The sequence below is a fragment of the Pseudocolwellia antarctica genome (genome assembly GCF_049933045.1).
Lineage (GTDB): Bacteria > Pseudomonadota > Gammaproteobacteria > Enterobacterales > Alteromonadaceae > Pseudocolwellia.
Genome location: NZ_CP187926.1, coordinates 1441317 through 1464951 on the forward strand (window position 1 = coordinate 1441317; position 23635 = coordinate 1464951).

Consider the following 23635-nt stretch of genomic DNA (forward strand, 5'->3'; position numbering starts at 1 on the left):
AAAGAGATAAAAAATGATTAAAAAATTAGCTTTACTTGTCATAGCAGCAGTCGTTATCGGCTTGTTCTTTTATTATGACTTAAACCAATTATTAACCCTTGATGGTTTAAAAGGTTCTATGGACCAGTTTGGACAATGGCGTGAACAATCACCTTTATTAGTTATCGGTGGCTTCTTCTTATTATATGTAATTGTTACTGCATTATCTTTACCAGGTGCTGCCATTTTAACCTTAGCAGCAGGGGCTTTATTTGGTTTAGTTGAAGGTTTGTTAGTCGCTTCTTTCGCTTCGACTATTGGTGCTACATTAGCATTTTTAGTATCGCGTTACTTACTTCGTGACTCTATAAAACAGAAGTTCCCAGAGCGCTTAGCCGCTATTGACGCGGGTGTAGAGAAAGAAGGTGCATTTTACTTATTCACTTTACGCTTAGTTCCAGTGTTTCCATTCTTTTTAATAAACTTATTAATGGGCGTAACGTCTATCAAGTCTTGGACCTTCTACTGGGTAAGCCAAATAGGTATGTTGGCAGGTACATTTGTATTTGTTAACGCAGGTACGCAGCTTGCACAAATAGAAAGTTTATCTGGCATTTTATCTTTCAACTTAATTTTATCATTCGCTTTATTAGGTATTTTCCCTCTCATTGCAAAAGGAATCATCAACGTGTTTAAAAAACGTCGCGTATACAAAAATTATTCAAAACCTAAAAAATTCGACCGTAACATGATTGTTATTGGTGCCGGTGCTGGTGGCTTAGTAACAAGTTATATTGCTGCAGCGGTAAAAGCTAAAGTTACACTTATTGAAGCTGGTGAGATGGGTGGTGACTGTTTAAATTATGGTTGTGTTCCAAGTAAAGCTATTATCAAAAGTGCAAAAATAGCAGAACAAATTCGTAACGGTGAACATTACGGACTTGAAAACGCAACACCACAGTTTTCATTCAAAAAAGTAATGGCGCGTGTTCATAAAGTTATTGCAGACGTTGCACCACACGATAGTGTTGAACGTTACACAGATTTAGGTGTAGAAGTTGTTAAAGGTTACGGTAAGTTAATTGACCCGTGGACTGTTGAAATTAAATTGAATGATGGTGGCACACAAACATTAACAGCTCGTACTATTGTTATTGCTACAGGCGCACGTCCATTTGTTCCGCCTTTACCAGGTATCGAAGAAACAGGTTATGTAACCAGTGATACATTATGGAGCAAGTTTGCTGAAATGGACGAAGCACCTAAAAAGCTTGTGGTTCTTGGTGGCGGTCCAATTGGTAGTGAGTTAGCACAAAGTTTTGCTCGTTTGGGTTCGAATGTTACACAAATCGAAATGGCAGAGCGCATCATGATCAAAGAAGATCTTGAGGTATCAACATTTGCACACGAAGCGTTAACAGAAAGTGGCGTTAACATTTTAACATCACATCAAGCACTTCGTTGTGAAGCTCGCGACGGTAAGAAGTTTATTATTGTTAAGCGTTTAATCGAAGGCAAAGAAGAAGAATTAGAAATTGAATACGACGAGTTGTTATGTGCTGTTGGTCGAAGCGCTCGTCTTAAAGGTTATGGTCTTGAAGAGTTAGGTATTGAAACTAATCGTACCGTTGTAACAAACGAATATTTAGAAACTTTATACCCTAACATTTTTGCAGCAGGCGACATTGTTGGTCCATACCAGTTTACCCATGTTGCAGCGCATCAAGGTTGGTACGCAGCAGTTAACGGTTTATTTGGTCATCTTAAAAAGTTCAAAGTGGATTATCGTGTAATTCCATGGACAACATTTATTGACCCTGAAGTAGCACGAGTTGGACTTAACGAACAAGATGCTATTGATAAAGGCATTGATTACGAAATTACACGCTTTGAATTTGAAGAATTAGATCGTGCAATAACAGATAGTGCTACTAAAGGTTTCATAAAAGTTATTACACCTAAGGGCAAAGACAAAATATTAGGTGTAACGGTAGTTTCTGAACATGCGGGTGATTTAATTGCTGAATTTGTTTTAGCGATGAAACATGGTTTAGGTCTTAACAAAATTTTAGGCACTATCCATAGTTACCCAACGTGGGCTGAAGGTAATAAGTATGCAGCTGGTGAGTGGAAAAGAGCTCATGCGCCGGAAACTGTATTAAAATGGCTTGAAAAATATCACACATGGCGCAGAGGTTAATATGTTAACTATATTTTCATATACACGGTTTTCTCCTACACGTTTAAAATCAGGACTTAACACATTAGTGTTAAGTACCGCTTTACTTGCTTCGTCACTTGTTAGTGCACAAAGCATGGCAGCAACCGATGCTGGCAATATGCATACATCGTGGAATACATTACTTAAAAGTAATGTCGTTGCTATAAATAATGGTCATAGCACTGCAGTTAACTATGCAGGCATTAAAAAGCAATATAGCGAACTTAAAGTCTATTTAGACAGTTTAAGTGTTGTTACACAAAGTGAATTTGATTCATGGAAAAAGCCTAAGCAATTAGCTTTTCTAATCAACGCTTATAATGCGTGGACTGTTGACCTTATTGTCACTAATTATCCTGATATTGATTCCATCAAAGAATTGGGGAGCTTTTTTAGCTCACCTTGGAGCAAGGAGTTTGTTTCTTTATTAGGTGAAAAACGTAGTTTAGACAATCTAGAGCATGATTTAATTCGTGGTGCTGTAGATAGCGAAGGGAAAGCTGTTTATGGCGATCCTCGTATTCACTTTGCTGTAAATTGTGCAAGCATTGGTTGTCCTGCATTACGTGAAGAAGCCTTTACTGCTGATAAGTTAGAACAGCAGCTTGAAGAGCAAACTGTACGTTTTCTTGCTGATAGCACTCGTAATTTTGCTAAAGGTAATACGTTAAATGTTTCGTCTATTTTCAAATGGTACCGAGTAGACTTTGAAAAGGGTTACAAAAACACAGATACTTTAGCGCAGTTTATGCTGCAGTATCCTGATGAACTTAATTTGTCACCCGATCAACAAAAAGCCCTAACTAGTGGTAAAATGGATATAGAATTTTTAGATTACGATTGGGATTTGAATGCACAGCATTAAATCTTTGCAACACAATACGCGACGCAATTTTTATTGCGTCGCGTTTTGCGTTTTAATAAGCTCACTTTATGTATTAATAATGAACAGTGCTCTTGCGGCTACAACCAACAGTGCTGATCAAAAATCTCATTGGAAAAATATTGAAACCAAAGGCAGTAATCAAGCCGTTTACTTTCATGCTTGGGGTGGAGACGCTCAAATCAATGCTTATATTCAATGGGCTGCACAGCAAGTTAAAGAAAAATATCAAATCAATTTACAACACGTAAAACTTAGCGATACCAGCGAAGCGGTAAGTCGTGTATTAGCTGAAAAATCAGCGAAAAATAATTCTCAAGGCAATGTTGATTTAGTTTGGATCAACGGTGCTAACTTTTCGACTATGGCTCAGCATTCACTGCTATTAAAAGGTTGGGCAGATAAATTACCTAATTTTATGCTGACCGACCCTGTAAATAATCCTGCTGTTACTTTAGATTTTGGTGTACCAACGTTAGGCATGGAATCTCCGTGGGGGCAGGCATCACTTACATTTTATTACGATCAAATAGCTACCACAAAACCACCGCAAAACTTAAACGAGTTATTAACGTGGACAAAACAAAACCCAGGACGTTTTAGTTATCCTAAACCACCTGACTTTTTAGGCTTAAGCTTTTTAAAGTATGCTCTAGTGGTATTACATCAAGAAAGCTTTGTTGCTTCTAATGATCTTAAATTAAAAGATCAACATAGTGAATTTAATCAAGATCCTCTCTATGCACCCGCAACAGCAGAAAATATTGAAGAAGTATTAAAGCCTTTATGGGCTTTTTTAAACGAGTTACATCCTAACTTGTGGCGAAAAGGTCAACACTTTATGCAAACAGGCCTGGAAATGCGTCGTTTAGTGGATGATACCGAGTTAAGTTTAGCCTTTACATTTTCAGGTCCTGAAATTCCAGCGGCGGTTAAACGTTACGACTTACCGAAAAGTATTCGTAGCTATGCGATGGCAGACGGCAGCTTAAGTAATACACATTTTGTAGGTATTCCATATAACGCTAGCCATGCTGAAAGTGCACAACTTGTTGCGAACTTTTTACTAAGTCCAGAAGCTCAAGCTTATAAACAACAAGCAGAAATTTGGGGCGATAAAACCGTGCTTATAGCGTCTACTTTAACGCCAGAACAACAAAACTTATTTAAAACTCAAACACCACACCCAAGTGCTTTAGCGTTCAATAGTATTACGCGCACATTAAGTGAACCACATCCAAGCTGGGTTGAAGCTATAACATTAGGTTGGCAGCAACGTTTTGGAGTTGCTCCATGATCCAGAAAAACAATACGTCTGAAAAACACATTCAAAGCGGTAGTCAGTTAAACCATTCAACCGATTGGTTTACTCGTATGGTAAAATTCAGCCCTAAGTTTTTACTGCTTTTATTAATTGTGCCTGTATTTGGCGGATTAATTGGTGTTTTACTTCCTGCTTTTGGTTGGGCGCCAGCACTGAGTCAATATAATTTTGGCTTTCAGGGTTTTAACGCACTATGGCAAGCATCGGGTTTCGGTCAAATGATCGGCTTAAGTATCGCTACAGGTTTAGTGAGTACCTTACTCGCTTTTGTCGTTACCTTAATGATCTTAGCTGCATTTTTTAATAGTGTTTGGTTAGACCGTATTCAACAGATATTAAGTCCTATTCTTGTAATTCCTCATGCTGCGGCGGCAATTGCCGTTGGATTTTTAATTGCACCATCTGGTATGTTTTCACGATTACTCTCTCCTTGGTTAAGTGGTTGGGAATTAGCCCCAAATGGTATTTTTCCGCATGATCCTTACGGTATTAGTATTATTTTAGGCTTAACTCTTAAAGAACTACCATTTTTATTATTAATGGCTTTAGGCGCTTTAGCTCAACCTGAATTAGGTAAAAAGTTACGCTCACAGCATAAAGTGGCACTTAACTTAGGTTATTGCCCTATGACAGCCTTTTTCAAAGTCATATTGCCTAGCTTATATCCGTTACTACGTTTACCACTTTTAGCCGTATTAGCTTATGCCAGCTCAAGTGTCGAAATGCCGCTTATATTGGGACCTAATACTCCACCAACCCTTGCAGTAGCTATTATGCAATGGTTCAACGATGTTGATTTAAATCTACGTATCAAAGCTTCAGCAGGGGCTTTAGTTCAGTTAGCCTTAACGGGTGGCTTGTTAGTTTTATGGCTTTTAGGTGAGAAACTGGTTAAATGTTTATTTTGTGAATCGTTAACAAATGGTAGACGTGAATACGGTGGTTCTTACTGGCAGAAAGTTACAGGTGTAATTACTGTATTAGTTATTGTATTTATTGGTTTAGCTTTATTGGGATTAGTATTTTGGTCCATTGCAGGTTTTTGGCGTTTTCCTAGCGCATTACCTGATTCGTTTACCTTATTACATTGGCAAAGTGCGGCAAAGCAAATGGGCGAGCCATTAGTTAATACCCTTGTTATTGGTATAATGACAACATTAATCGCTATTTCGTTAACCTTGTTGTGTTTAGAGTCAGAGCAAATAAAAGGTAAGTTGCTGTCACGCTTTACCAGTTTAATTATTTATATTCCTTTACTTGTGCCTAGTATTGCCTTTTTATTCGGACTTGTTTGGGTACAGCAATTAATGGCAGTACAAGTTAGCTTTATTAGTTATATTAATGTGGTTATAGCGCATTTATTATTTGTTTTACCTTATGTGTTTTTATCATTAGCGAGTAGCTACAGACAATTAGACTCACGTTTCGCTATTGTTGCTGCCAGTTTAGGTACTAAACCTTGTAAAGTGTTCTTAAAGGTTAAACTTCCGCAATTATTTGCACCTATCTTAATTGCTGCGGCATTAGGTTTAGCGATAAGTTTTGGTCAATACCTGCCAACATTATTAGCAGGAGGAGGCCGTATAAGTACTATTACGACTGAAGCTATTACTTTGGCTAATGGCGCAAGCCGACGTACTAGTGCTGTGTATGCACTTATGCAAATGTTACTACCACTTATTGGCTTTATACTGGCGTGGGTTTTACCTAAGTTTATTTACAAAGTTGCACATCGTTAAGGTTATTAAATGCAGTCATCTTTACATATAAAGAATTTACAATTGTTTCGTCAAAACGAGTTATTACTCAGTTTGAACGAGCAAGTTAATGGTGGTGAGATCCTCACATTAATGGGACCGTCAGGCAGTGGTAAATCAACTTTACTTAACTGGCTAACGGGTTCTCTGCCATCGGGTTTTAATGCCGATGGGGAAGTGTGGTTAAACGACTCTAATATTACCTTTACTCCCGCACATCAACGTCATGTGGGTGTTTTGTATCAAGATGCGTTACTGTTCTCTCATTTATCAGTGGCAGGTAATATTGCTTTTGCTATGCCTCCTGGTAATAAAAAGCAACGTCTTGAAAAAATTGATGCAGCTCTAGAACAAGTAGGTTTGCAAGGTTTAGCTAATCGTCATCCAGATAACCTTTCTGGCGGACAACAGGCACGCGTGGCTTTATTAAGAGTATTACTGAGTGAACCAAAAGCGATTTTACTTGATGAACCTTTTAGTAAGCTAGATTCACAATTACGCGAAGATACGCGACAATTGGTATTTGAACAAATTCGATATCATCAACTGCCTGCAATTATGGTGACTCATGATCACAGTGACGCAGAAGCAGCTATTGGAAAAATAATCACCTTAAGTAAGTTAAGCTAATCATTTTATTCACTCATTATTAATCTTAGCTTGGCTTAATTAAACTAAATCAGAGTAAGTCGTATGTTAGACAAATATATCACTCCCGTAATAAAGCCTTTGTTAACACCTGTTGTTAGCTTATTACACAAACGCAATATCACCGCTGATCAACTCACTTTTTATGGTTTTTTAGTAGGCATGTTAGCAGTACCTTTATTAGCTTTTCAGTTATGGTATTGGGCGCTTGCGGCTATTGTGGTAAACCGTATTCTAGATGGTTTAGATGGTGCACTCGCTCGCTATGCTAATCAAAGTTCAAGTGCAGGTGGATTTTTAGATATCACCTTAGACTTTCTCTTCTACGCGGCTATTCCGTTAGGTTTTATTTTTGCGGATCCAGAATTAAATGGTATTGCAGGTTCTATCTTACTCGCGACTTTTATCGGTACCGGTTCAAGTTTTTTAGCTTTTGCGATTGCTGCTGAGAAATTCAAAATTGATAAACCACAATTCAAATATAAGAGTTTTTATTATCTTAACGGTTTAACTGAAGGGACTGAAACCATAGCTTTGTTTATTGCTTTTTGTATATGGCCAGGATCATTCCATTGGTTAGCGTTAATATTCTCGCTTGCTTGTATGATCACCATCTTTACCCGTATACACGGTGGATATAACACCCTTAAAGATCAAGAAGCGTCATTAAAAGAAAGCCAAGTTGTATTAGAAAGCAACTCTAATTCAAACACGAATACTGTTGAAGATACCGAGATTAAACATGACTAACGAAGTTTGGTGGCGTCTTGGGTGTTTTTTTAGTGTGCTCATTATTATGATGCTGCTTGAATGGCAAAAGCCTGCCCGAAGATCGCCTGTGGCAAAAGCTAAACGTTGGACAGCTAATTTCGGATTAGTATTTGCTTCTTCTGTTCTAGCGCGATTAACTATTCCTGTTGGTTTAACAGCGGTTGCGCTTTATAACACAGAAAACACTATTGGCTTGTTCAATCAATTATTCTATATAGATACAAACATACCTAGTTGGTTAACCCTCGTATTAAGTTTATTGATATTAGACATCGTTATTTATTGGCAACATAGAATGTTCCATCTAGTGCCTATGTTATGGCGTTTACACAGAGTTCATCATGCTGATGCGCATGTAGATACAAGTACAGGGTTACGTTTTCATCCTATTGAAATTGTATTAAGTATTCTGATCAAGTTAATTGTTGTAACGACGTTAGGTGCACCTGCCATTGCCGTATTGATTTTTGAGATCGCCTTAAATGGTTTAGCTTTATTTAATCACGCAAACATACGTTTACCTCAAGCTATTGAGAAACCTTTACGTTTATTATTAATGACGCAAATCTTACACCGTATACATCACAGCAAAGTAGTTAAAGAAACAAATTCTAACTACGGTTTTAGTGTGATTTGGTGGGACAAGCTCTTTGGCAGTTACAGAAGTGAAGCGATTAAAAGTGATAACGAACTTGATATTGGTTTAGTGCAATATCCAGAAGAGAAACAAAATGCTTCAATTTTGGCTCTGTTAGCTATGCCATTTAAAAATAAATAGCTTTAGACACATATAGACCTTTGAAAGTTAGTCTCTTTAGGTTAATTTACGCCTATCAAAAGGAAGTGAATTTTAGATTTAAGGTCTAAAGCTTCTAAACACCGTAATTTAAAGGTTACTTTAATGTATAAAAATGGACTTTCATTAACTCTCTCTTTATTAATAATATCCTTACCTTTACTCGTGTCTTCGAAAGTATCTGCAGCAAAAATATATCACTGTAAAACGGCAGATGGTCGACTAGAGATCCAAGATTTTGCTTGTAAAGGCATTACGCTAAAAGTGCAAGATGTACTCATTCCCATCACAACATCTGCACAAAATACGACAACTAAGGTGAGCCAATCTCCAGTCGCCATTATTGAAGATACCAACGTAAGTACAAATAAGAATGCATTAAGCAAGACAGGTATGAAAGCAAATATTGACGACTTTTACGGTATGCCTATACATCCAACAGCGTTAACAAAAGAAATAACAGATACGGCTTCTCTTGGTGTTATTACATTACGCTATATCTCAACTATCTCTAGTAAAGCGATGGTGAAGTATTACCAAAATCAAATTCCTGCCGAACATAATAAAATAAATATTAGAGATACGATTATGTTCACTTACGAAGAAGACGGAATAAACAAGCTTGTTAGTATTTTAGATGATCAAGGAATAGCTGATGTGACTATTCAAGTGGAAAGATGATTTTTCACTGATACTCAACTATCCATATCTTTAACATTAGTCCTTTTGGAAATCCAAGAACATAGTTGGCTTGAAAATACGGCTATAAACTTTCTTATTTCATATTATGTTACCCAAAAGCTTATTAGAACTAAGCTTTTGCCATATATTCAATGTATAATCTGCCTCCATAAAATGGGCCACGCCCATTTCTTTCTATTGATTTTCGTCATAACGCTTTACCGCAAAGAGTGTTAAATTCGAATGTATTTCTATCTGTCGAAAAAATTAGTATGTAAGTAAATGATCTTACTGTACGTAAAGTCATTTAAAACAATAAACACATCACTTCCAACTTTAAGGTTTAGGCATTGTCATCAAGTCAAAATAAAGACAATACAGAGAATAACGTAGGTCAGCATCGTTCTGCTTTTTCAGAGCCTATGTACCGTCGTTACTTTCCAGCAAGTTGTTTTGCAACCTTAGCTGTTTGGATTGTTCGCTTTTTGGTTGGTTGGACAGCATGGCAACTCACACATTCTGCATTTTGGGTTGGGGTCGTTGCCGCAGCCATGTTACTACCCACTTTTTTGTTCTCTCCTGTATTTGGTATCGTATCTGACCGTATTAATCCCCGAAATGGTTTAATTGTTACTGTGCTCTCGCAAGGTGTTATTGCATCGTTAGCGGGAATTTCTCATGGCTTAGGGATTCTTAATTTACCTTTGTTGATGGTTATAGCCGTCTTACTTGGTGTTGTTACATCAGCGCATCAACCGATACGTTTAGCGTTAGTTCCTCGTTTAATTCCACGTGATGCTTTACCTAGTGCTATAGGTTACGGTGCTATGCTGTTTAACACATCGCGTATTATTGGTCCTGCCATTGGCGCGTGGTTAGTTGCTTCATATTCTGAATCTATCGCATTTTATGTGGCAAGCTGTTTTTGTTTAGCCTCAATACCTTCGTTGATCAGTATTAAGGGCGTTAAACCATTAAAACGCGAACGTACCTCAAGCTTTTTTAATGAGTTAAAGGAAGGTTTCGTTTACGCAGCAGCTCATCCTATTATTCGTTTGATCCTTTGTTTTACTTTTATCAATGGTTTGTTAGGTCGAACTATTATGGAATTATTACCTGCATTTTCTGGGCAATTACTGCAAGGAACTGCAGAAACATTAGCAACCTTAAGTGCTATTGCTGGTGCAGGATCAATTGCTGGCGGCTTATTAGTTAGCCGACAAAGTGGTGCGCCTAAACGATTAATTAAACTGGTGAACTATTGCTTAATGTTTGCAGCGTTAACGTTAATTTCAATTCAATTTCTCAGTGGCTTGTACCAATTTTGTGCTTTAATTTTTATCTTGAGTTTAATGACAACAGTTGCAGGTACTGGCGCACAAGCGTTAGCACAGTTAATGGTTGATGATGCTTACAGAGGACGAGTGTTAAGTTTTTGGTCTATGATGGCAATGGGTGTTCCAGCGGTTAGTGCTATTGCGGTGGGTGCTTTGGCTCAAGCTTTTGGTTTTCCAATTGTTTCAGCTATTACCGCAGTTTGTGCGTTATGCTTATTAGCGACACTTCGATTTTATACCCGTGCTGATCAGATAAAATAAGGTTTTTTTGTTTACCTTATTACCCCTTACTTTTTATAACTTAGGAATTTACCCGTGAAGAACATAGATGCTTTTATAGAAGCTTGGGCTGGCAAGAATGCTATGTCGCCACAAAGTGCAGATGATATTGCTGAACTTGAGTCACAGATGGGCTGTGTATTACCTAATGCTTATAAATATTTATTGAGTACTTATGGATTAGTTCGTTCGCTCAATGTAATGAGTAAAGTTATTGATTTAGATACTAAGCTAGGTCAGGTACATGATTTTTTAAGTTTAGATGATGTATCTTCTTTATCTTCTCTTTATGAAATGAGTGGTATGGAGAAAGGGCATATTTTGTTTGCTTCTGATGCGAGCGGTAATATGTTTTGTTTTAAGCTAACAGATTGTTTAGTTGAACAAGAAGATGTTGCTGTCTGGTTTTTTGATCGTTCGGCGTTTAGTGTTGAAAAAGTATCAGATTCATTTATACAGTGGTTAGAAGCTTTTAATAAAAGCTAAGGTGTTTACTTTTAAATATCTTTTAATTTCAAGTCAGTAAAACATAGAAATGGTATTTACTATTAAATACCATTTCTGTTAAAAATTAAGTTTAAGTTGAACTAGCAAAACATTTTCGTAAAGCTAGGTTCTATACTCAGCGTTAATTTTCACGTAGTCGTAACTAAAATCACAGGTCCAAATAGTAGCGTCTGCTTTACCACGATGAAGTTGCACGGTTATTTCTATCTCAGCTTCATTCATTATCGCCTGACCTTGCTCTTCTTGATAACTTTCAGCTCGTCCGCCTTTTTCAGCCACTAAGACGTCACCAAAATAGAGTTCTAAGTCGGTTGTATCTAAATCTTCTAACGATTTACATTCTCTTGATGCATAACCGATAGCAGCAAGTACACGACCTAAGTTAGGATCTGAAGCAAACATTGCGGTTTTAACTAATGGGCTTTTACCAATAGAAAAACCTATAGTTTTAGCTTCATCAAGACTTAAAGCGCCATTAACATTTACTGTAATAAATTTTGTTGCACCTTCACCATCACGAATGATGGCTTTCGCTAAATATTGAGATGTTTCAAGCATGGCAGTAAATACTTCTTTAAAGCCTGCATCATGTCGACTTGTAATAGCAGGTGCCGAACTTTTACCTGTAGCGATAATGATAAACGAGTCGTTTGTTGACGTGTCGCCATCTACAGAAATACAGTTGAAAGACAAATCAGCAATTTCTTTTGTCATTTCATCTAATAATGATTGTGAAATATTTGCGTCTGTAGCTACGTAACCCAACATGGTTGCCATATTAGGATGGATCATGCCTGCCCCTTTGGAAATACCTGTTATAACAACTTCATCAGTACCCAAAGCAACTTTTGTAGAATAAGCTTTTGGTGCAACATCTGTTGTCATAATTGCAGTGGCGGCATCAGCCCAATTATCTAATGTTAAATTCGTAACCGCATGCGGTAAACCCGCTAGTAGTTTATCCATAGGTAGATGTTCTAAAATTACGCCTGTTGAAAACGGTAATATAGACTCTGCTGTAATAGCCATAATTTCAGCTAAGGTTGCACACGTAGTTAACGCATCTAACATGCCTTGTTCACCTGTACCCGCATTGGCGTTACCTGTATTTACGACTAAAGCTTTTATACCCGAAATGTTTTTGTTTTTTACTGCAGCTAAATGTTTTTTACATAAAGTCACTGGTGCAGCACAAAAGCGATTCTGAGTAAAAACACCCGATACTGAACTGCCTTCGGCAATTTCAATAACCAATAAATCTTTACGGTTTAGTGTTTTTATATTCGATTCAGCCCAGCCTAGGCGTATGCCTTGAATAGGAGTAAGTAAAGCAGGGTTAATTTCAGGTAAATTTACAGGCATAAAAAATTTTAATAATAGAGGAGATAAAGTAGGTAAATATTACGCTTTTATGGGTTTCTATGCAAAAGCTATTCTAAACATATTTTATTAAATCAATACTAAGGCACTGAGTTGTATTAGGAATGTTTAACTTGAGCGTTAAATGAACATAAATCCATAATAATCATAAACTGATCTAAAATTTCATCTAAGCCGTATTGAATTAAATAACAATAAACCATCTTGAAGTCTCTAATAATAAGAAAGCTTTATAGCCAGATGTATAACTAGGAATGTGGAGTCTATTATAGTGATCTTCATACTGACAATAATCACCTATACTTGATATAAGCTTTAACCTAGCTGCCTTAGTAAAACACTAGTGAAGATAAGAAAAACAACTAAATTTATACGCTTATAAAACAGCCAGAAACTAATTGATATTTAGGCAATAAAATAAGTAGCGCAAGAATAATTTTAGGATTATATTGTCGCGCCATTTAGCCCAGCTGATATATACGCTATTTATAAGTTAGTACGTTAAGTAAAAGTCGCTTGTTTAATGGTGTTTTAGATTTTTGATAAGTGTTTTGAATGTTACCGCAAAGCCAAGTTACTAAAGAACCGAGCTTAAAGCGGTTTATTACGCGATGTTAGTTTGTAAGCTTTTTATAAGGTTAGTTAAGTATGCAAGATCAATTATTTTTAAGAGCACTTGAACGCAGTGATTTACGCTTTATTCATAACTTGAATAACAACCGTAAAATCATGTCTTATTGGTTTGAAGAACCTTATGAATCGTTTGATGAATTAGAAGAACTCTACAACCGACATATACATGACAACGCTGAACGTCGATTTATTGTAGAAAACCATAAAAAAGATCTTATTGGTTTGGTTGAGTTAATTGAAATTGATTACATACATAGTCGAGCTGAGTTTCAAATTATTATTAATACTGAACATCAAGGTAAAGGTTACGCAAGAAGCTTAATTTATAAAGCACTAGATTATTCTTTTTCTATCTTGAATTTGTTTAAGGTTTACTTATTAGTGGCTATAGACAATGAAAAAGCGATTCATTTATATAAGGATTGTGGCTTTATTGAAGAAGGGCACTTTGTTAAAGAGTTTTTCATCAACGGTGAATATAAAGACGCTAAGCGTATGTATATTTTACAGAATGAATATTTTGAGAAACATAAAGCTCTGTAGGTTTGTTTAATTTGAATGGTGCTTATTGCTAGTTGATAGAAGCTCAATAAAAGGGAACATATGAATATTTTAATTACAGGCGGAACAGGCTTTGTTGGTACAAAACTTTGTAGCGTTTTATTAAAACAACATCATAGATTGGTAGTTGTAACTCGTTATCCTGAAAAAGTAAAAAGTACCGCTAAAGCTAAAGCGAGCATTGATGAAGAGTCTAAAGGCTGTGTTAAATTTATATCTTCTCTGCATAAAGTAAAGAAATCAGAAGTGTTTGATCTTGTTATTAATCTAGCTGGTGAGCCTATTGCCAATAAACGTTGGAATAATGTCCAGAAACAAAAGATTGTTGATAGTCGGTTAGATACAACAACAAGCCTCATTGAATATTTTAATACAACACAACATAAGCCCAAACTCTTTATTAGTGGTTCAGCTATTGGTTATTACGGCATAACAGAAAGTAATGAAAGTATTGATGAGTATGGCTCAGGTGATAACAGTTTTTCTAGCGAGCTATGTCAACAATGGGAAGCTTTGGCTGTAGAAGCTGAAACATTAGGCATTAGAACTTGCTTGCTACGTACGGGAGTTGTATTAGGTAAAAATGGTGGGGCGTTAAGTAAAATGCTGCCGCCGTTTAAGCTTGGCTTAGGTGGGAAAATGGGTTCAGGTAAACAGTGGATGTCTTGGATCCATCTTGATGATTTAGTGGGGATCATTTTACATTGTATTGTTAATGAAGAAGTTAAAGGCGCGATTAATGGGACTGCACCTGAACCTAAAACGAACACAGATTTCACTCAAGCATTAGGAAAGGTACTTGGTCGTCCTACCGTGTTGCCGATGCCTGCTTTTGTAATAAAGTTATTAATGGGAGATATGGGCGAAGAGTTGTTATTAGCGGGTAAGAAGATAGTTCCTGCAAAAGCTTTAGCAACTGGCTATATTTTTAAATATCCTGAGCTTGAAACTGCTTTGATTGAGATTCTGAATTAATTATGGCGCGTATCGATTAGGCAAACAAAAAGCCACTCATTTGAGTGGCTTTGTTATTTATTCGTTAAGCCGAGCTCAGGTTACTTAACCATTTAAAACTCTAGAAAGCACTTAGAGGATTTGTTATGCCAGTTTCTTGTCCTGGTTTAATGTCTTTAAACACTTCATCAGTTAATGGTTCAAGTAACGGCGTTTTACCTTTGATATAACTTTGCGCTTCTACAATAACTTTATAAGCTTTGTTTAACGCGATGGCACGTTCTTTAGATGGCATCATGAGTAATGAAATATCGTTATGTAAACGTTCAAACATTTCAGCTCTTGGCTGACCTTTTTTATCAAAAAATCGTTCTTTTACTTCTTGATTCGATCTAAATTCATCACCTGTTGGATTGTTTTTCAAATAATAAGAGTATTCGTATTCGCCATCACTTTCACGCTTAGGTTCTGGTGTGCCATGCATAGAACGTTGATCCCAATGGTACCAACCTTGTTGAAAGCTGCTAGGCGGCAATTTGCGATAGAATGAAATATTTGTATCCATCAATATACCTGTTGCGCTATGGCAACCCGTACATGATGCTTGTTCTTCATAAGTTTGAGGACGTAAATCGCCTTGCTTATCTTCAATAAAACCTTGGTATGTCCAACCTTGAAGTACGCGAACACCTTCTTCAGCTGAGCCTCTTATTTGTTTAGTACGATCGGGGAAGTCATGACGTTCTTTAATTTCGTCTTCACTGATCACTTCAAAATCGTAGTAAGTTTTCCAGGCACGTTTTTTAGCATAACGTAACTCTTTCATTCGAGGAGCCATAGTTACTTGGTCATTCTCGTTTATATCGAGATAACGAACAGAGTGAACAAACTCTGTACCCTCAGGAAACATTTTAGCCGCAAGGTGTAACTTGCCTTGTTTCAGTAAATCAGCGGCTTCACCAACGTAACTCATAAAACGTTGCTCTAAAGGCGCCCAATCATATTTAACTAGGCTGGCAATAGCTAATTCACCATCTTTATCTAAATCTACACCTAGCTTAGCTTCGTCAGCTGAGCTTATAGGAATATCTTTCTCTAAGATTAGCGCTTCGACAATTGCTAAGTTAATGGTGTAAATCTCTTGGTCGAACTCACCTTGTTTATTCTTACGTAAAGAATCGGCTAAACGAATACTTACATCATCGGTTGCGCCGTTTGTTGGCATAAAACCTCCAACTAATGGGTAGTAAGCGTAACTACGCCATCCAGTAAAGCTGCCATCAGGTTTATGATCAAAACCTTTGTTGTCAAAATTAAAGTAAATATCGGCTTTGTAACCATCCCATTGATCATTGCCGTTCGAGTCAAAGGTACTTGCTTGGCTTTTTAAGCGTTCATTGAGGATAATGTTACCGTCGGCATCAAAGTAGTTATCTTGTTTTACATACGCCATAATATCTTCATCAGATATCTGTTTTACTTTTTCACGATTATCAGAAAATAGGTTATCCCAAGGATTATGCATGCCAGCTTCAGGGAAGTTATATTCAACTTGTGAGTCAATATCGTTAAGTACATTCGGACCTTTACTGTTGGTATGACATGCATAACAAGCATTGGCTACTTCATTACTTTGTCCATTTTCACCTTTACTCACCACTGGATTTACATAGCATTGTGCTGGAATATAAGGAGTAGGGTGACTCAATCTATTTACGAACATATCTTTGTTCAAATCAAGGTGCTCGGCATGAGCAGAGAAACATAAGCTTATTAAAGATAAAGTGAGCAGCGAACGTTTATGCTCTAAAAGGTGTCGAGTAGAAAAAAACATGATTTACATCTCCGGTAACGCAATAAAGGGGACAAATAGTCCCCTTGGTATTTCAACTTATTGATTTAAATGAATGGTCATTTATTCTGATTTTTGAGCAGGGAAAGGACCAACATAACCAGTGTAAGCACGATCTTCACCAGTATCTGTGCTCTTATCACCATCAGACTCGCCGTATGGATGTTGCACAACACTTGTTAGATATGCCCAACCATTAATGTTCGGGTACCAGTAAGGAGATGTAGTTTCTGAACCGTATGGCGTAGTTTGAATTCGCGCCATAGTGTTATCACTTAGGTCTAAGGCCCAGATAACATCGTTTTGATGTCCGCTACCAGTATCTTCACCAATAATTAATTGGTCGTGACCACTCATGTAAGTGACATTGTCAGGGTTAGCGATACCATCAATATTACAGTTGTTCATGCCGTTGTTGAACACGTCAGCATTGGCAACTACATCTATAGTATTCCCCCAACTATCAACAGCAGGAATACCTTGAATTAAGCCTGAGATATTTGTAGCTACGTAATCAGAACCCATAGTTGTGTTACCTGCAACGTCTAACTGATAAACACCGCCACAGGTATTAAAGCCTGAAAGTTGAATGTCGTTACTGCCACCTAAGTCGTAAGAATTACTTGCGCTTCCTTTACTCTTAAAGTCTTCCATTCCACGTCCAATTTCGGACATAGCTAAGTATAATTTGTTACGCGTTACGTCAAATGTAATACCTTCTTCTTTACGTAGCTCTGTTGTAGCGCCCATTATTGCTGCATAGCGACGTGTTTCTAGACGTGAGGCTATTTTTTCCATGCCTATTTTAACTTTCAAACACTCTTGACCAATACCGCCTTGGTTAATTGAGGTGAAACCGTCAGGACAAACACCATCAGTTACGTCTGCTGTTTCAAAAATGTCGGTAAAAGCAACTTGGCTATCACCAGAAACATAAGGTTTGATATCTGCATCAGTTGCATGACCTAAATCAATCCAAGTTAAATCAGCAGCACCTTGACCTTCACCACTTGTTTGATTCCATTTCATTGCATACAGAGTACCAGCTGTTAAATCTCCAGCTGTATCAGCAATGTACATGTATAAACCAACGTTCGTACCGTCATCTGTCATGTACATAGTTTTTTGATCTGGCATTACATAGGCTAATTCGAATGCCATACGGCCAACCGAATAGTGTTTAGTTAATGTTGCTTCTGGTGTTGCTTCAGAACCATCTACAGCAACCTCGATAGGCCAACCTAATTGGTAAGCATTCCATTTTGATTCGTCGTTATCAAAATATTCTAAGAATGCTGCAGTTCCACTATTTGCTAATGCATCAGCACCAGTAACTAAAGAGCGAGCATTTGGTTCATACTCCTCAGAAGCTAAATGTGTGTTCCAAGGTGTTACAGAGCCTGCACAATGTACCCAACCACCGTCTACACCAGACATATCAAGTTGCCACATTTTCTTAACGTTTAACTCACCGTTACTTTTGTTTTGGTCTAGTTCCATCATGAACATAGCACCAGGGCGAGATTCGATTTGTGATACTGAGAACAAACGGTCGCCAACAGGTAGTAATGAGGTAAATTCGTTTGAGTTAGAGATTTTACGAGCACCATCTTCTGAGTATAACGGCTGGCCTTCGCTGTTAATTAACTGACCAAAAGCTACATCGTCAAACATATCGCCAGAACGAGCCAGTGTATGGTAGCTAACGTTAAGTGATGTTTCAGTTGTTCCGTCTACCACTTTTGCATTGCCTACTAATATTTGACGCTTGTCGTAGTTAGTAGAAGGTGCTTCAACACTTTCAAACTTAATTTTTGCTGTAGCTGAAATCATTTGTGATGTTGCATCTTCAGCTGAACATAAAGTAGATGATGATTGAATTTCTGAATCGTCTAATTCACCGTTAGCGTTTGTATCTGTCCCTGCATGTAATGTTGTTGCGCCATTAGGACAAGCATCTGTTGCTGCAATTGTTTCTACTTTTGTTACTGCAGATAAACCGTCTGTTCCAGCAACACCATCTTTTCCGTCATCACCACAAGCTGCAAGTAATATAATTGGTGCGCTGATTAGTACCGCTCTTATTGATTTAGATAATTTTGATTCAGTCATCATTAGTGTGTGTCCTCTCGTAAAATTGAATTATTGTTATTTATCATTTTTGTCTGCAGTGCTTATGAAAAACCTTAAGTAGCTGATACCACAGGAGGTAGTAGTTACGGGTAAGTCATAAATTTGCACATAGACTAGAGTGCTAATGTGATGTTTCTGTTACAGAAATTTGAACCTTGTATTAATAGACTTATTTTTAGGTAAAAGATGACTATTAAAAAGTAGTGATTGATGGCGCTATTTATAGTGATAATTAAAAAGGAAAGTAGGGTAATTACATAACGACTATTTACAGAGGTATTAACGTTATTTCTTGTCTTTTAATTAAAGCTGGCGTATATGTACGCGCCATTAATATATTCATGATATTAAGAATAATTAAGGCGAACAAAATAAAGGTTATTTAACGCTTAAAAATGAGTAAATAAGATCACCTCAAAATAGCTAATTTACCTTTAATTATGCCACTTGCTGGCGCTGTTTTTTTATGTGAGTTTTACAAATGAATGAAAATATAGTTGAAGCCGTATTAATATTTGCTGTGTTTTTTATTGCGGCAATGATCATCGATAAAATACTAAAAAGAATTGAATCAAAGTTTGATGCAAGCGTACGAGAATCGTTTCGTTTAATATCAAATTCACAACGTGCAATTTTGATCTTTATCGGCGTTGTTTTAGCACTTTCTAAATTGGGATTTGATGTTGCGGCATTAGTCGCAGGATTAGGTTTAACAGGCTTTGCTTTAGGTTTAGCTTTAAAGGACGCAATATCTAACTTAGTGTCAGGTATTATGATCGTTATTTATAAGCCAATAAAAATAGGGAATAAAATTGAAATTACAGGATCGAAAGGTACAGTAGTTGATTTGAACTTACGTTACATTACTGTAAAAAGTGACGGTGTTACGCACTTAGTACCCAATTCAATACTGCTGAACAACAAAGTTTCGATTGTAGACCCAGAAGTAGTAACAGAAAAAGCTTAAAGCTCATATCAAAATTTTATAAAGCTCTGGTACTCGCTAGAGCTTTATCTTTTCAAACAGTTTGCAAAGCTTATTCAAGATCAATACGAGAGAGAATCAAAATTAAAATCTGACTTGTTTTAACTCACGTTAAACTGGCTATTTAATCGACGTTATTCTTATAGCTCGCTCTATTAGCTTTGCTTGCTCTCAATCTCTTTAATCTTTTTCAGTATTTCTTCAGCTTCATAAGTTAATTCTGAATAGGTTTTAATATCGCCATTACGTTGCGACTGCATAGCTTGCTCTAATTTAGCTTCGTAGCTTTTGTTAAGCTTTTTGGTTGGGTCTGATTTGAAAATTGAAAACATAAGATCTCTCTGGGTTCTTTCTTTAGTTATTTAATTATACGTAGCTGGCGAGATAAAGGATTACTTTATTTGTGTTTTTACTGAGATTAGATAGGAGGTGATTTAAAAATGTTATAACAACGCTTTGTAATTTAATCATTAATCGAGTAATCTTGATTTATTAAAGTTATCAGGAAGATACCTCACGCTATTGGAAGGCGGGTTTAATTCTTACAGGAATCCAATGAAATATAAAAAATCAATTATCTCAATAATGTGTTTATTCACGTTTTCTTGCTCTACTGTAACAACTCATCACATTACATTTGGTCACCCATATAGTGGTACTGAGGATGCAGTTAAAAACTTTCCATGCCGTACCGTTAATTCAATGAATTATGCAATGATGAATTTTCCATTTGTTGTGCTTGATATGCCATTTTCATTCTTATTAGATACCGTTTTATTACCCGTAGATCTTATCGTTACACCTAAAGTAGAACGAAAGTTTACGACATTTCATGATAATGAATGCGTTTAACCACATAAGGTTTACATAATGATTAGTTAGAGCAACCCTTTAACATTATTCCACTCAAAAGTTGTTGTATGAATATTTATTTAATTATTGCTGGTACATTAAGTGCAATTGTTGCTGTGTTGCACTTAGGTTGTATATATTTTGGCGCTCATTGGTATCGTTTTTTTGGTGCGGGTGAAGGGATGGCTATATTGGCCGAAAAAGGTAGTATTCAACCAACAATAATCACGAGTTTCATTATTTTGGTTCTTTCTTTGTGGTCACTTTATGCTTTTTCTGGTGCTGGTGTTATCACGAAACTTCCATTCATTCGTGTGGCACTTTCTTTAATTACCTTCATTTACTTAGCGCGTGGACTCCTTGGTTTGTTTTTAATAAAATCGCCTATGGGACGCACACCTGAATTTTGGGTTTGGAGTTCAATTATTTGTTTAATATTTGGCATTATTCATTTGATTGGTTTGAGACAACAATGGGCAAACTTATAAAGACTTCCATTTATTTAAATTTAATTACTTCATACCTATTTCTCTAAACTCCTTAATTTCCTTATTGTTTCCTCATTTCCTGCACATTCTTTTCAATGCGTTACGGTATATTGCTGTGGTGACTAGGCGTTAATAAAACTAACAAATGTCTTAGTTGTTTGAGCAAAGTGTAATTGAGTCTGTTGAACATTCATTTATGCATAACCCATTTTGATTGAGGAGAGTTGTGTGAATAACACAATCATAAAAGTAGCGGCTATTTCATTTAGTTTAATTTTAGGTGCTTGTGGTTCTAGTACGAGTGATGATGATGCTACTGCAGCTGATGAAACGATTACTGAAGAAACTACAACAGAAGAAACGGACGACGATACAACACCTGTCGTGTTAGACGTTGATGCAACGCTATTTTTAAACAGTGATAATGTAAGTGTTGATACAGTTTCTTGTACATTAACCGATGGCAGCGAAACTTTGTGTTATCAAATTACGTCAAAACATATAGCCACTGAACATGATATGGGACCTTGGTGTCCTGAAACTATTTACGATACGGCAGAAAAGGGCGGTCTTTGGTTTGATAAAGGCGAAATACATGATTTAGATGGGCCATTTATCCAAAATTTAGCCGTATTTTATGATGATCCTGGTTTTAAAATGTATGAGGACGACGGTAGTGTTCGACGAATGGAAACTGCTGAACAATGTGAACTAGGTGCAGATCCAAATATTGAAGATGAATTTACCAATATGTGTGCACAATGTTTACCTGAGTGGGTTAGTACTGAAGTGTCATATTTGATCCCTATTACTCCTGTTAAACAAGCTGAACCTGTTGAATTAAGTGATGGACCTACGTTAGAAGTTCAAGGTGTGGAATATGGTCCATCTGTTCGAGGGTTAGCATTTAACGGCGTTAGGTTTGATCACCCTGCAGACATCGATATTATTCTTGCTGGATATCAAATTGCACCAGTAGATGATGCGGGAGGGCATGTAAATAACAGTTTGGGTTATCACTATCATGGTGATACTGGAATGGTTAATCGTATTGAGCAGACGGATGGACATTCAGCCATGATTGGCTACGCATTAGATGGTCATGGGCTTTTCGCTAAATTGGATGCTGATGGTAATGAAGCTACAGATCTTGATACTTGTAGAGGACATGAAGATGAAACTCGAGGTTATCATTATCACGTGTTGTCTTTAGAGAGTAACGAGTTCTTAGATTGTTTTTACGGTGCTTGGGCTGAAGATGATAGTGATGAGCAGGGCGGCCCAGGAGGCGGTGGTCCTCCACAGTAGAATATAGTTAAAGCCAGTATTTATGAATGCTGGCTTTTTATTTATCCAAAATTTATGGGGATTTTTTTATGAAAAATGCTTTTTTGTTGTTTGTTTTATTATGGTTTTCGTCAGGCGTTAATGCCCATGGTTTTGACTATTCAGTGATTGTGCTAACAGAAAAAGAAAATAATACGTGGAATTTGCAACTGACTTCATCACTTGATGCTTTTAGAAAAGAAGTAAAAATACACTTTGCTGACACCCCGTACACTTCGCCTGAGGAGTTTAATCAACAATTACTCAAGCACATAGGCAGTACATTAAAAATAATGGTAGAAGGTAAAAGTATTAGTTTAGGTGATGGAAAGGTAACTTTAGGTCACGAAACATCTATTGCTTTCAAACAAATACATGTTCTGAATACAGCCAAAACTGTTCAACTCATTAATGGAGCAGTAAAAGATATTTACAGACACACAACAAAGTTATTTGTTCATCGATTAGGTAAAGACAAAAAGTCATACATTTTAAACAAGGCGAATGGCTTTACTGCGGATATATAAAATCTGTTTTCGTTTTATCATGCCCTAATATTAATTGTTTAGTTGATAGAATTACATTATCTGTTCAAGGTTACTTTGGTAAATGAATATGGCATTCAGGTGCTAGATCTTCATACTATAGAATCAAATAAAACCGATGTATGAACATATCAGTAATTTCATCAACTATCAGTAGTTTAGATGAGAATTTAGCTCAGGTTGAAGCCAAGAGCAGTGATGGATGTACCATTACATTTAACCGAAATGACGTAGGTAAAGGTGTTAAGGTTCATACACCACAGGTTGTTATCGAATCTAAAGATTTCATTGATGATTTAAAAAATAGTTACTTCTTTGTTCTTGTATCTAGCTTATAGCTAATCATGTTAGTTTTTATCAATTTGCGAGCAAGGTTTCACTTTTACCTATTTCGCATTGGAGCGGTTTAGACAATGGAAAAATTATTTAAAGTATTATTAGGCTCTAGTCGCTGGCTTATTTATATTGTTGCCTTCTCAGGGTTTATATATAAATTTTATTTCTATAAATCAATAGCCTTAGCGTCAGGCGAGCCTTATGGCTTAGGAGATTTAATTGATTTACTGTTCGTTTTCGTCGTTATTGGTATTTGGTGTACTGCGCTTATATCTTTAGTAGTCTTATCTTTGATTAACTTTAAACAAAATTTTTTAGATTCAATTAAGTTGTTTTTATACGTTTCAGTTGTTCTTATTGGCTACTTATACATATTAAGTCGTTAACCTGCATCGGTTAAAACCTTT

At 36.6% G+C, this 23635-nt stretch carries 23 protein-coding genes; 19 read left to right on the forward strand and 4 right to left on the reverse strand.

What is annotated here, in order from left to right; translation table 11 throughout:
• Window positions 1-13: 13 nt before the first annotated feature.
• The 10 genes from ACPUVN_RS06315 to ACPUVN_RS06360 all read left to right on the forward strand — a co-directional run bounded on the left by ACPUVN_RS06315 (window position 14) and on the right by ACPUVN_RS06360 (window position 11162).
• Window positions 14-2179 (forward strand): FAD-dependent oxidoreductase, encoded by a 2166-nt coding sequence (locus ACPUVN_RS06315; protein ID WP_426370223.1) that lies wholly within the window; start codon window positions 14-16, stop codon window positions 2177-2179.
• 1 nt (window position 2180) lies between these two features.
• Window positions 2181-3065: a DUF547 domain-containing protein gene (locus tag ACPUVN_RS06320; protein WP_426370224.1), complete on the forward strand. Its 885-nt coding sequence runs from the start codon at window positions 2181-2183 to the stop codon at window positions 3063-3065.
• Entirely contained in the window at window positions 3052-4380 is a 1329-nt protein-coding gene (locus ACPUVN_RS06325; protein ID WP_426370225.1) for an ABC transporter substrate-binding protein, read from the forward strand. The genes ACPUVN_RS06320 and ACPUVN_RS06325 overlap by 14 nt, the downstream gene beginning before the upstream one ends.
• A 77-nt stretch (window positions 4381-4457) precedes the next feature.
• Complete coding sequence (locus tag ACPUVN_RS06330; protein WP_426370553.1) at window positions 4458-6146, forward strand: ABC transporter permease; 1689 nt, start codon at window positions 4458-4460, stop codon at window positions 6144-6146.
• A 9-nt stretch (window positions 6147-6155) separates the two neighbouring features.
• Window positions 6156-6794 carry an ATP-binding cassette domain-containing protein gene (locus ACPUVN_RS06335; protein ID WP_426370226.1) on the forward strand — a complete coding sequence of 213 codons (639 nt, stop codon included), beginning with the start codon at window positions 6156-6158 and terminating at the stop codon, window positions 6792-6794.
• Window positions 6795-6857: 63 nt separating this feature from the next.
• A complete protein-coding gene (locus tag ACPUVN_RS06340; protein WP_426370227.1) occupies window positions 6858-7562 on the forward strand; it encodes a CDP-alcohol phosphatidyltransferase family protein in 705 nt (234 codons plus the stop codon).
• Complete coding sequence (locus ACPUVN_RS06345; RefSeq protein ID WP_426370228.1) at window positions 7555-8361, forward strand: sterol desaturase family protein; 807 nt, start codon at window positions 7555-7557, stop codon at window positions 8359-8361. The genes ACPUVN_RS06340 and ACPUVN_RS06345 overlap by 8 nt, the downstream gene beginning before the upstream one ends.
• 123 nt (window positions 8362-8484) lie before the next feature.
• Window positions 8485-9060: a hypothetical protein gene (locus ACPUVN_RS06350; protein WP_426357289.1), complete on the forward strand. Its 576-nt coding sequence runs from the start codon at window positions 8485-8487 to the stop codon at window positions 9058-9060.
• A gap of 350 nt (window positions 9061-9410) precedes the next feature.
• Entirely contained in the window at window positions 9411-10658 is a 1248-nt protein-coding gene (locus ACPUVN_RS06355) for an MFS transporter (RefSeq protein WP_426370229.1), read from the forward strand.
• A 54-nt stretch (window positions 10659-10712) separates the two neighbouring features.
• Window positions 10713-11162, forward strand: coding sequence for an SMI1/KNR4 family protein (locus ACPUVN_RS06360; protein WP_426357291.1), 450 nt, complete (start codon window positions 10713-10715; stop codon window positions 11160-11162).
• Between the two features lie 123 nt (window positions 11163-11285).
• Here the strand turns inward: ACPUVN_RS06360 and argJ are convergent, their stop codons facing one another.
• Window positions 11286-12545 (reverse strand): bifunctional glutamate N-acetyltransferase/amino-acid acetyltransferase ArgJ, encoded by a 1260-nt coding sequence (gene argJ / locus ACPUVN_RS06365; RefSeq protein ID WP_426370230.1) that lies wholly within the window; start codon window positions 12543-12545, stop codon window positions 11286-11288.
• A 666-nt stretch (window positions 12546-13211) separates the two neighbouring features.
• Between argJ and speG the strand changes: the two genes are divergently transcribed.
• Together speG and ACPUVN_RS06375 are read left to right on the forward strand one after the other, a co-directional pair.
• Window positions 13212-13739, forward strand: coding sequence for a spermidine N1-acetyltransferase (gene speG, locus ACPUVN_RS06370; protein WP_426357293.1), 528 nt, complete (start codon window positions 13212-13214; stop codon window positions 13737-13739).
• A 60-nt stretch (window positions 13740-13799) separates the two neighbouring features.
• The gene (locus ACPUVN_RS06375; RefSeq protein WP_426370231.1) at window positions 13800-14732 is read left to right on the forward strand and encodes a TIGR01777 family oxidoreductase; all 933 of its coding nucleotides are present in this window, start codon (window positions 13800-13802) and stop codon (window positions 14730-14732) included.
• A gap of 100 nt (window positions 14733-14832) precedes the next feature.
• Here the strand turns inward: ACPUVN_RS06375 and ACPUVN_RS06380 are convergent, their stop codons facing one another.
• Both ACPUVN_RS06380 and ACPUVN_RS06385 read right to left on the reverse strand, forming a co-directional pair.
• The gene (locus ACPUVN_RS06380) at window positions 14833-16545 is read right to left on the reverse strand and encodes a hypothetical protein (RefSeq protein WP_426370232.1); all 1713 of its coding nucleotides are present in this window, start codon (window positions 16543-16545) and stop codon (window positions 14833-14835) included.
• An 81-nt stretch (window positions 16546-16626) separates the two neighbouring features.
• On the reverse strand, window positions 16627-18678 hold the full coding sequence (locus ACPUVN_RS06385) for an alkaline phosphatase PhoX (protein ID WP_426370233.1): 2052 nt from the start codon (window positions 18676-18678) through the stop codon (window positions 16627-16629).
• Between the two features lie 499 nt (window positions 18679-19177).
• Between ACPUVN_RS06385 and ACPUVN_RS06390 the strand changes: the two genes are divergently transcribed.
• Entirely contained in the window at window positions 19178-19663 is a 486-nt protein-coding gene (locus ACPUVN_RS06390; RefSeq protein ID WP_426357298.1) for a mechanosensitive ion channel family protein, read from the forward strand.
• Window positions 19664-19836: 173 nt separating this feature from the next.
• Here the strand turns inward: ACPUVN_RS06390 and ACPUVN_RS06395 are convergent, their stop codons facing one another.
• Window positions 19837-20013, reverse strand: a complete 177-nt coding sequence (locus tag ACPUVN_RS06395) for a DUF6435 family protein (protein ID WP_426370234.1) — start codon at window positions 20011-20013, stop codon at window positions 19837-19839.
• 223 nt (window positions 20014-20236) lie between these two features.
• Between ACPUVN_RS06395 and ACPUVN_RS06400 the strand changes: the two genes are divergently transcribed.
• The 6 genes from ACPUVN_RS06400 to ACPUVN_RS06425 all read left to right on the forward strand — a co-directional run bounded on the left by ACPUVN_RS06400 (window position 20237) and on the right by ACPUVN_RS06425 (window position 23614).
• Window positions 20237-20533 carry a YceK/YidQ family lipoprotein gene (locus ACPUVN_RS06400; RefSeq protein WP_426357300.1) on the forward strand — a complete coding sequence of 99 codons (297 nt, stop codon included), beginning with the start codon at window positions 20237-20239 and terminating at the stop codon, window positions 20531-20533.
• A 68-nt stretch (window positions 20534-20601) separates the two neighbouring features.
• The gene (locus ACPUVN_RS06405; RefSeq protein ID WP_426357301.1) at window positions 20602-21021 is read left to right on the forward strand and encodes a hypothetical protein; all 420 of its coding nucleotides are present in this window, start codon (window positions 20602-20604) and stop codon (window positions 21019-21021) included.
• A gap of 228 nt (window positions 21022-21249) precedes the next feature.
• Window positions 21250-22329, forward strand: coding sequence for a YHYH protein (locus ACPUVN_RS06410; protein WP_426357302.1), 1080 nt, complete (start codon window positions 21250-21252; stop codon window positions 22327-22329).
• Window positions 22330-22397: 68 nt separating this feature from the next.
• The gene (locus tag ACPUVN_RS06415) at window positions 22398-22874 is read left to right on the forward strand and encodes a hypothetical protein (protein WP_426357303.1); all 477 of its coding nucleotides are present in this window, start codon (window positions 22398-22400) and stop codon (window positions 22872-22874) included.
• Window positions 22875-23014: 140 nt separating this feature from the next.
• A complete protein-coding gene (locus ACPUVN_RS06420) occupies window positions 23015-23230 on the forward strand; it encodes a hypothetical protein (RefSeq protein ID WP_426357304.1) in 216 nt (71 codons plus the stop codon).
• 75 nt (window positions 23231-23305) lie between these two features.
• A complete protein-coding gene (locus ACPUVN_RS06425; protein ID WP_426357305.1) occupies window positions 23306-23614 on the forward strand; it encodes a hypothetical protein in 309 nt (102 codons plus the stop codon).
• The last annotated feature ends 21 nt before the right edge of the window (window positions 23615-23635 follow it).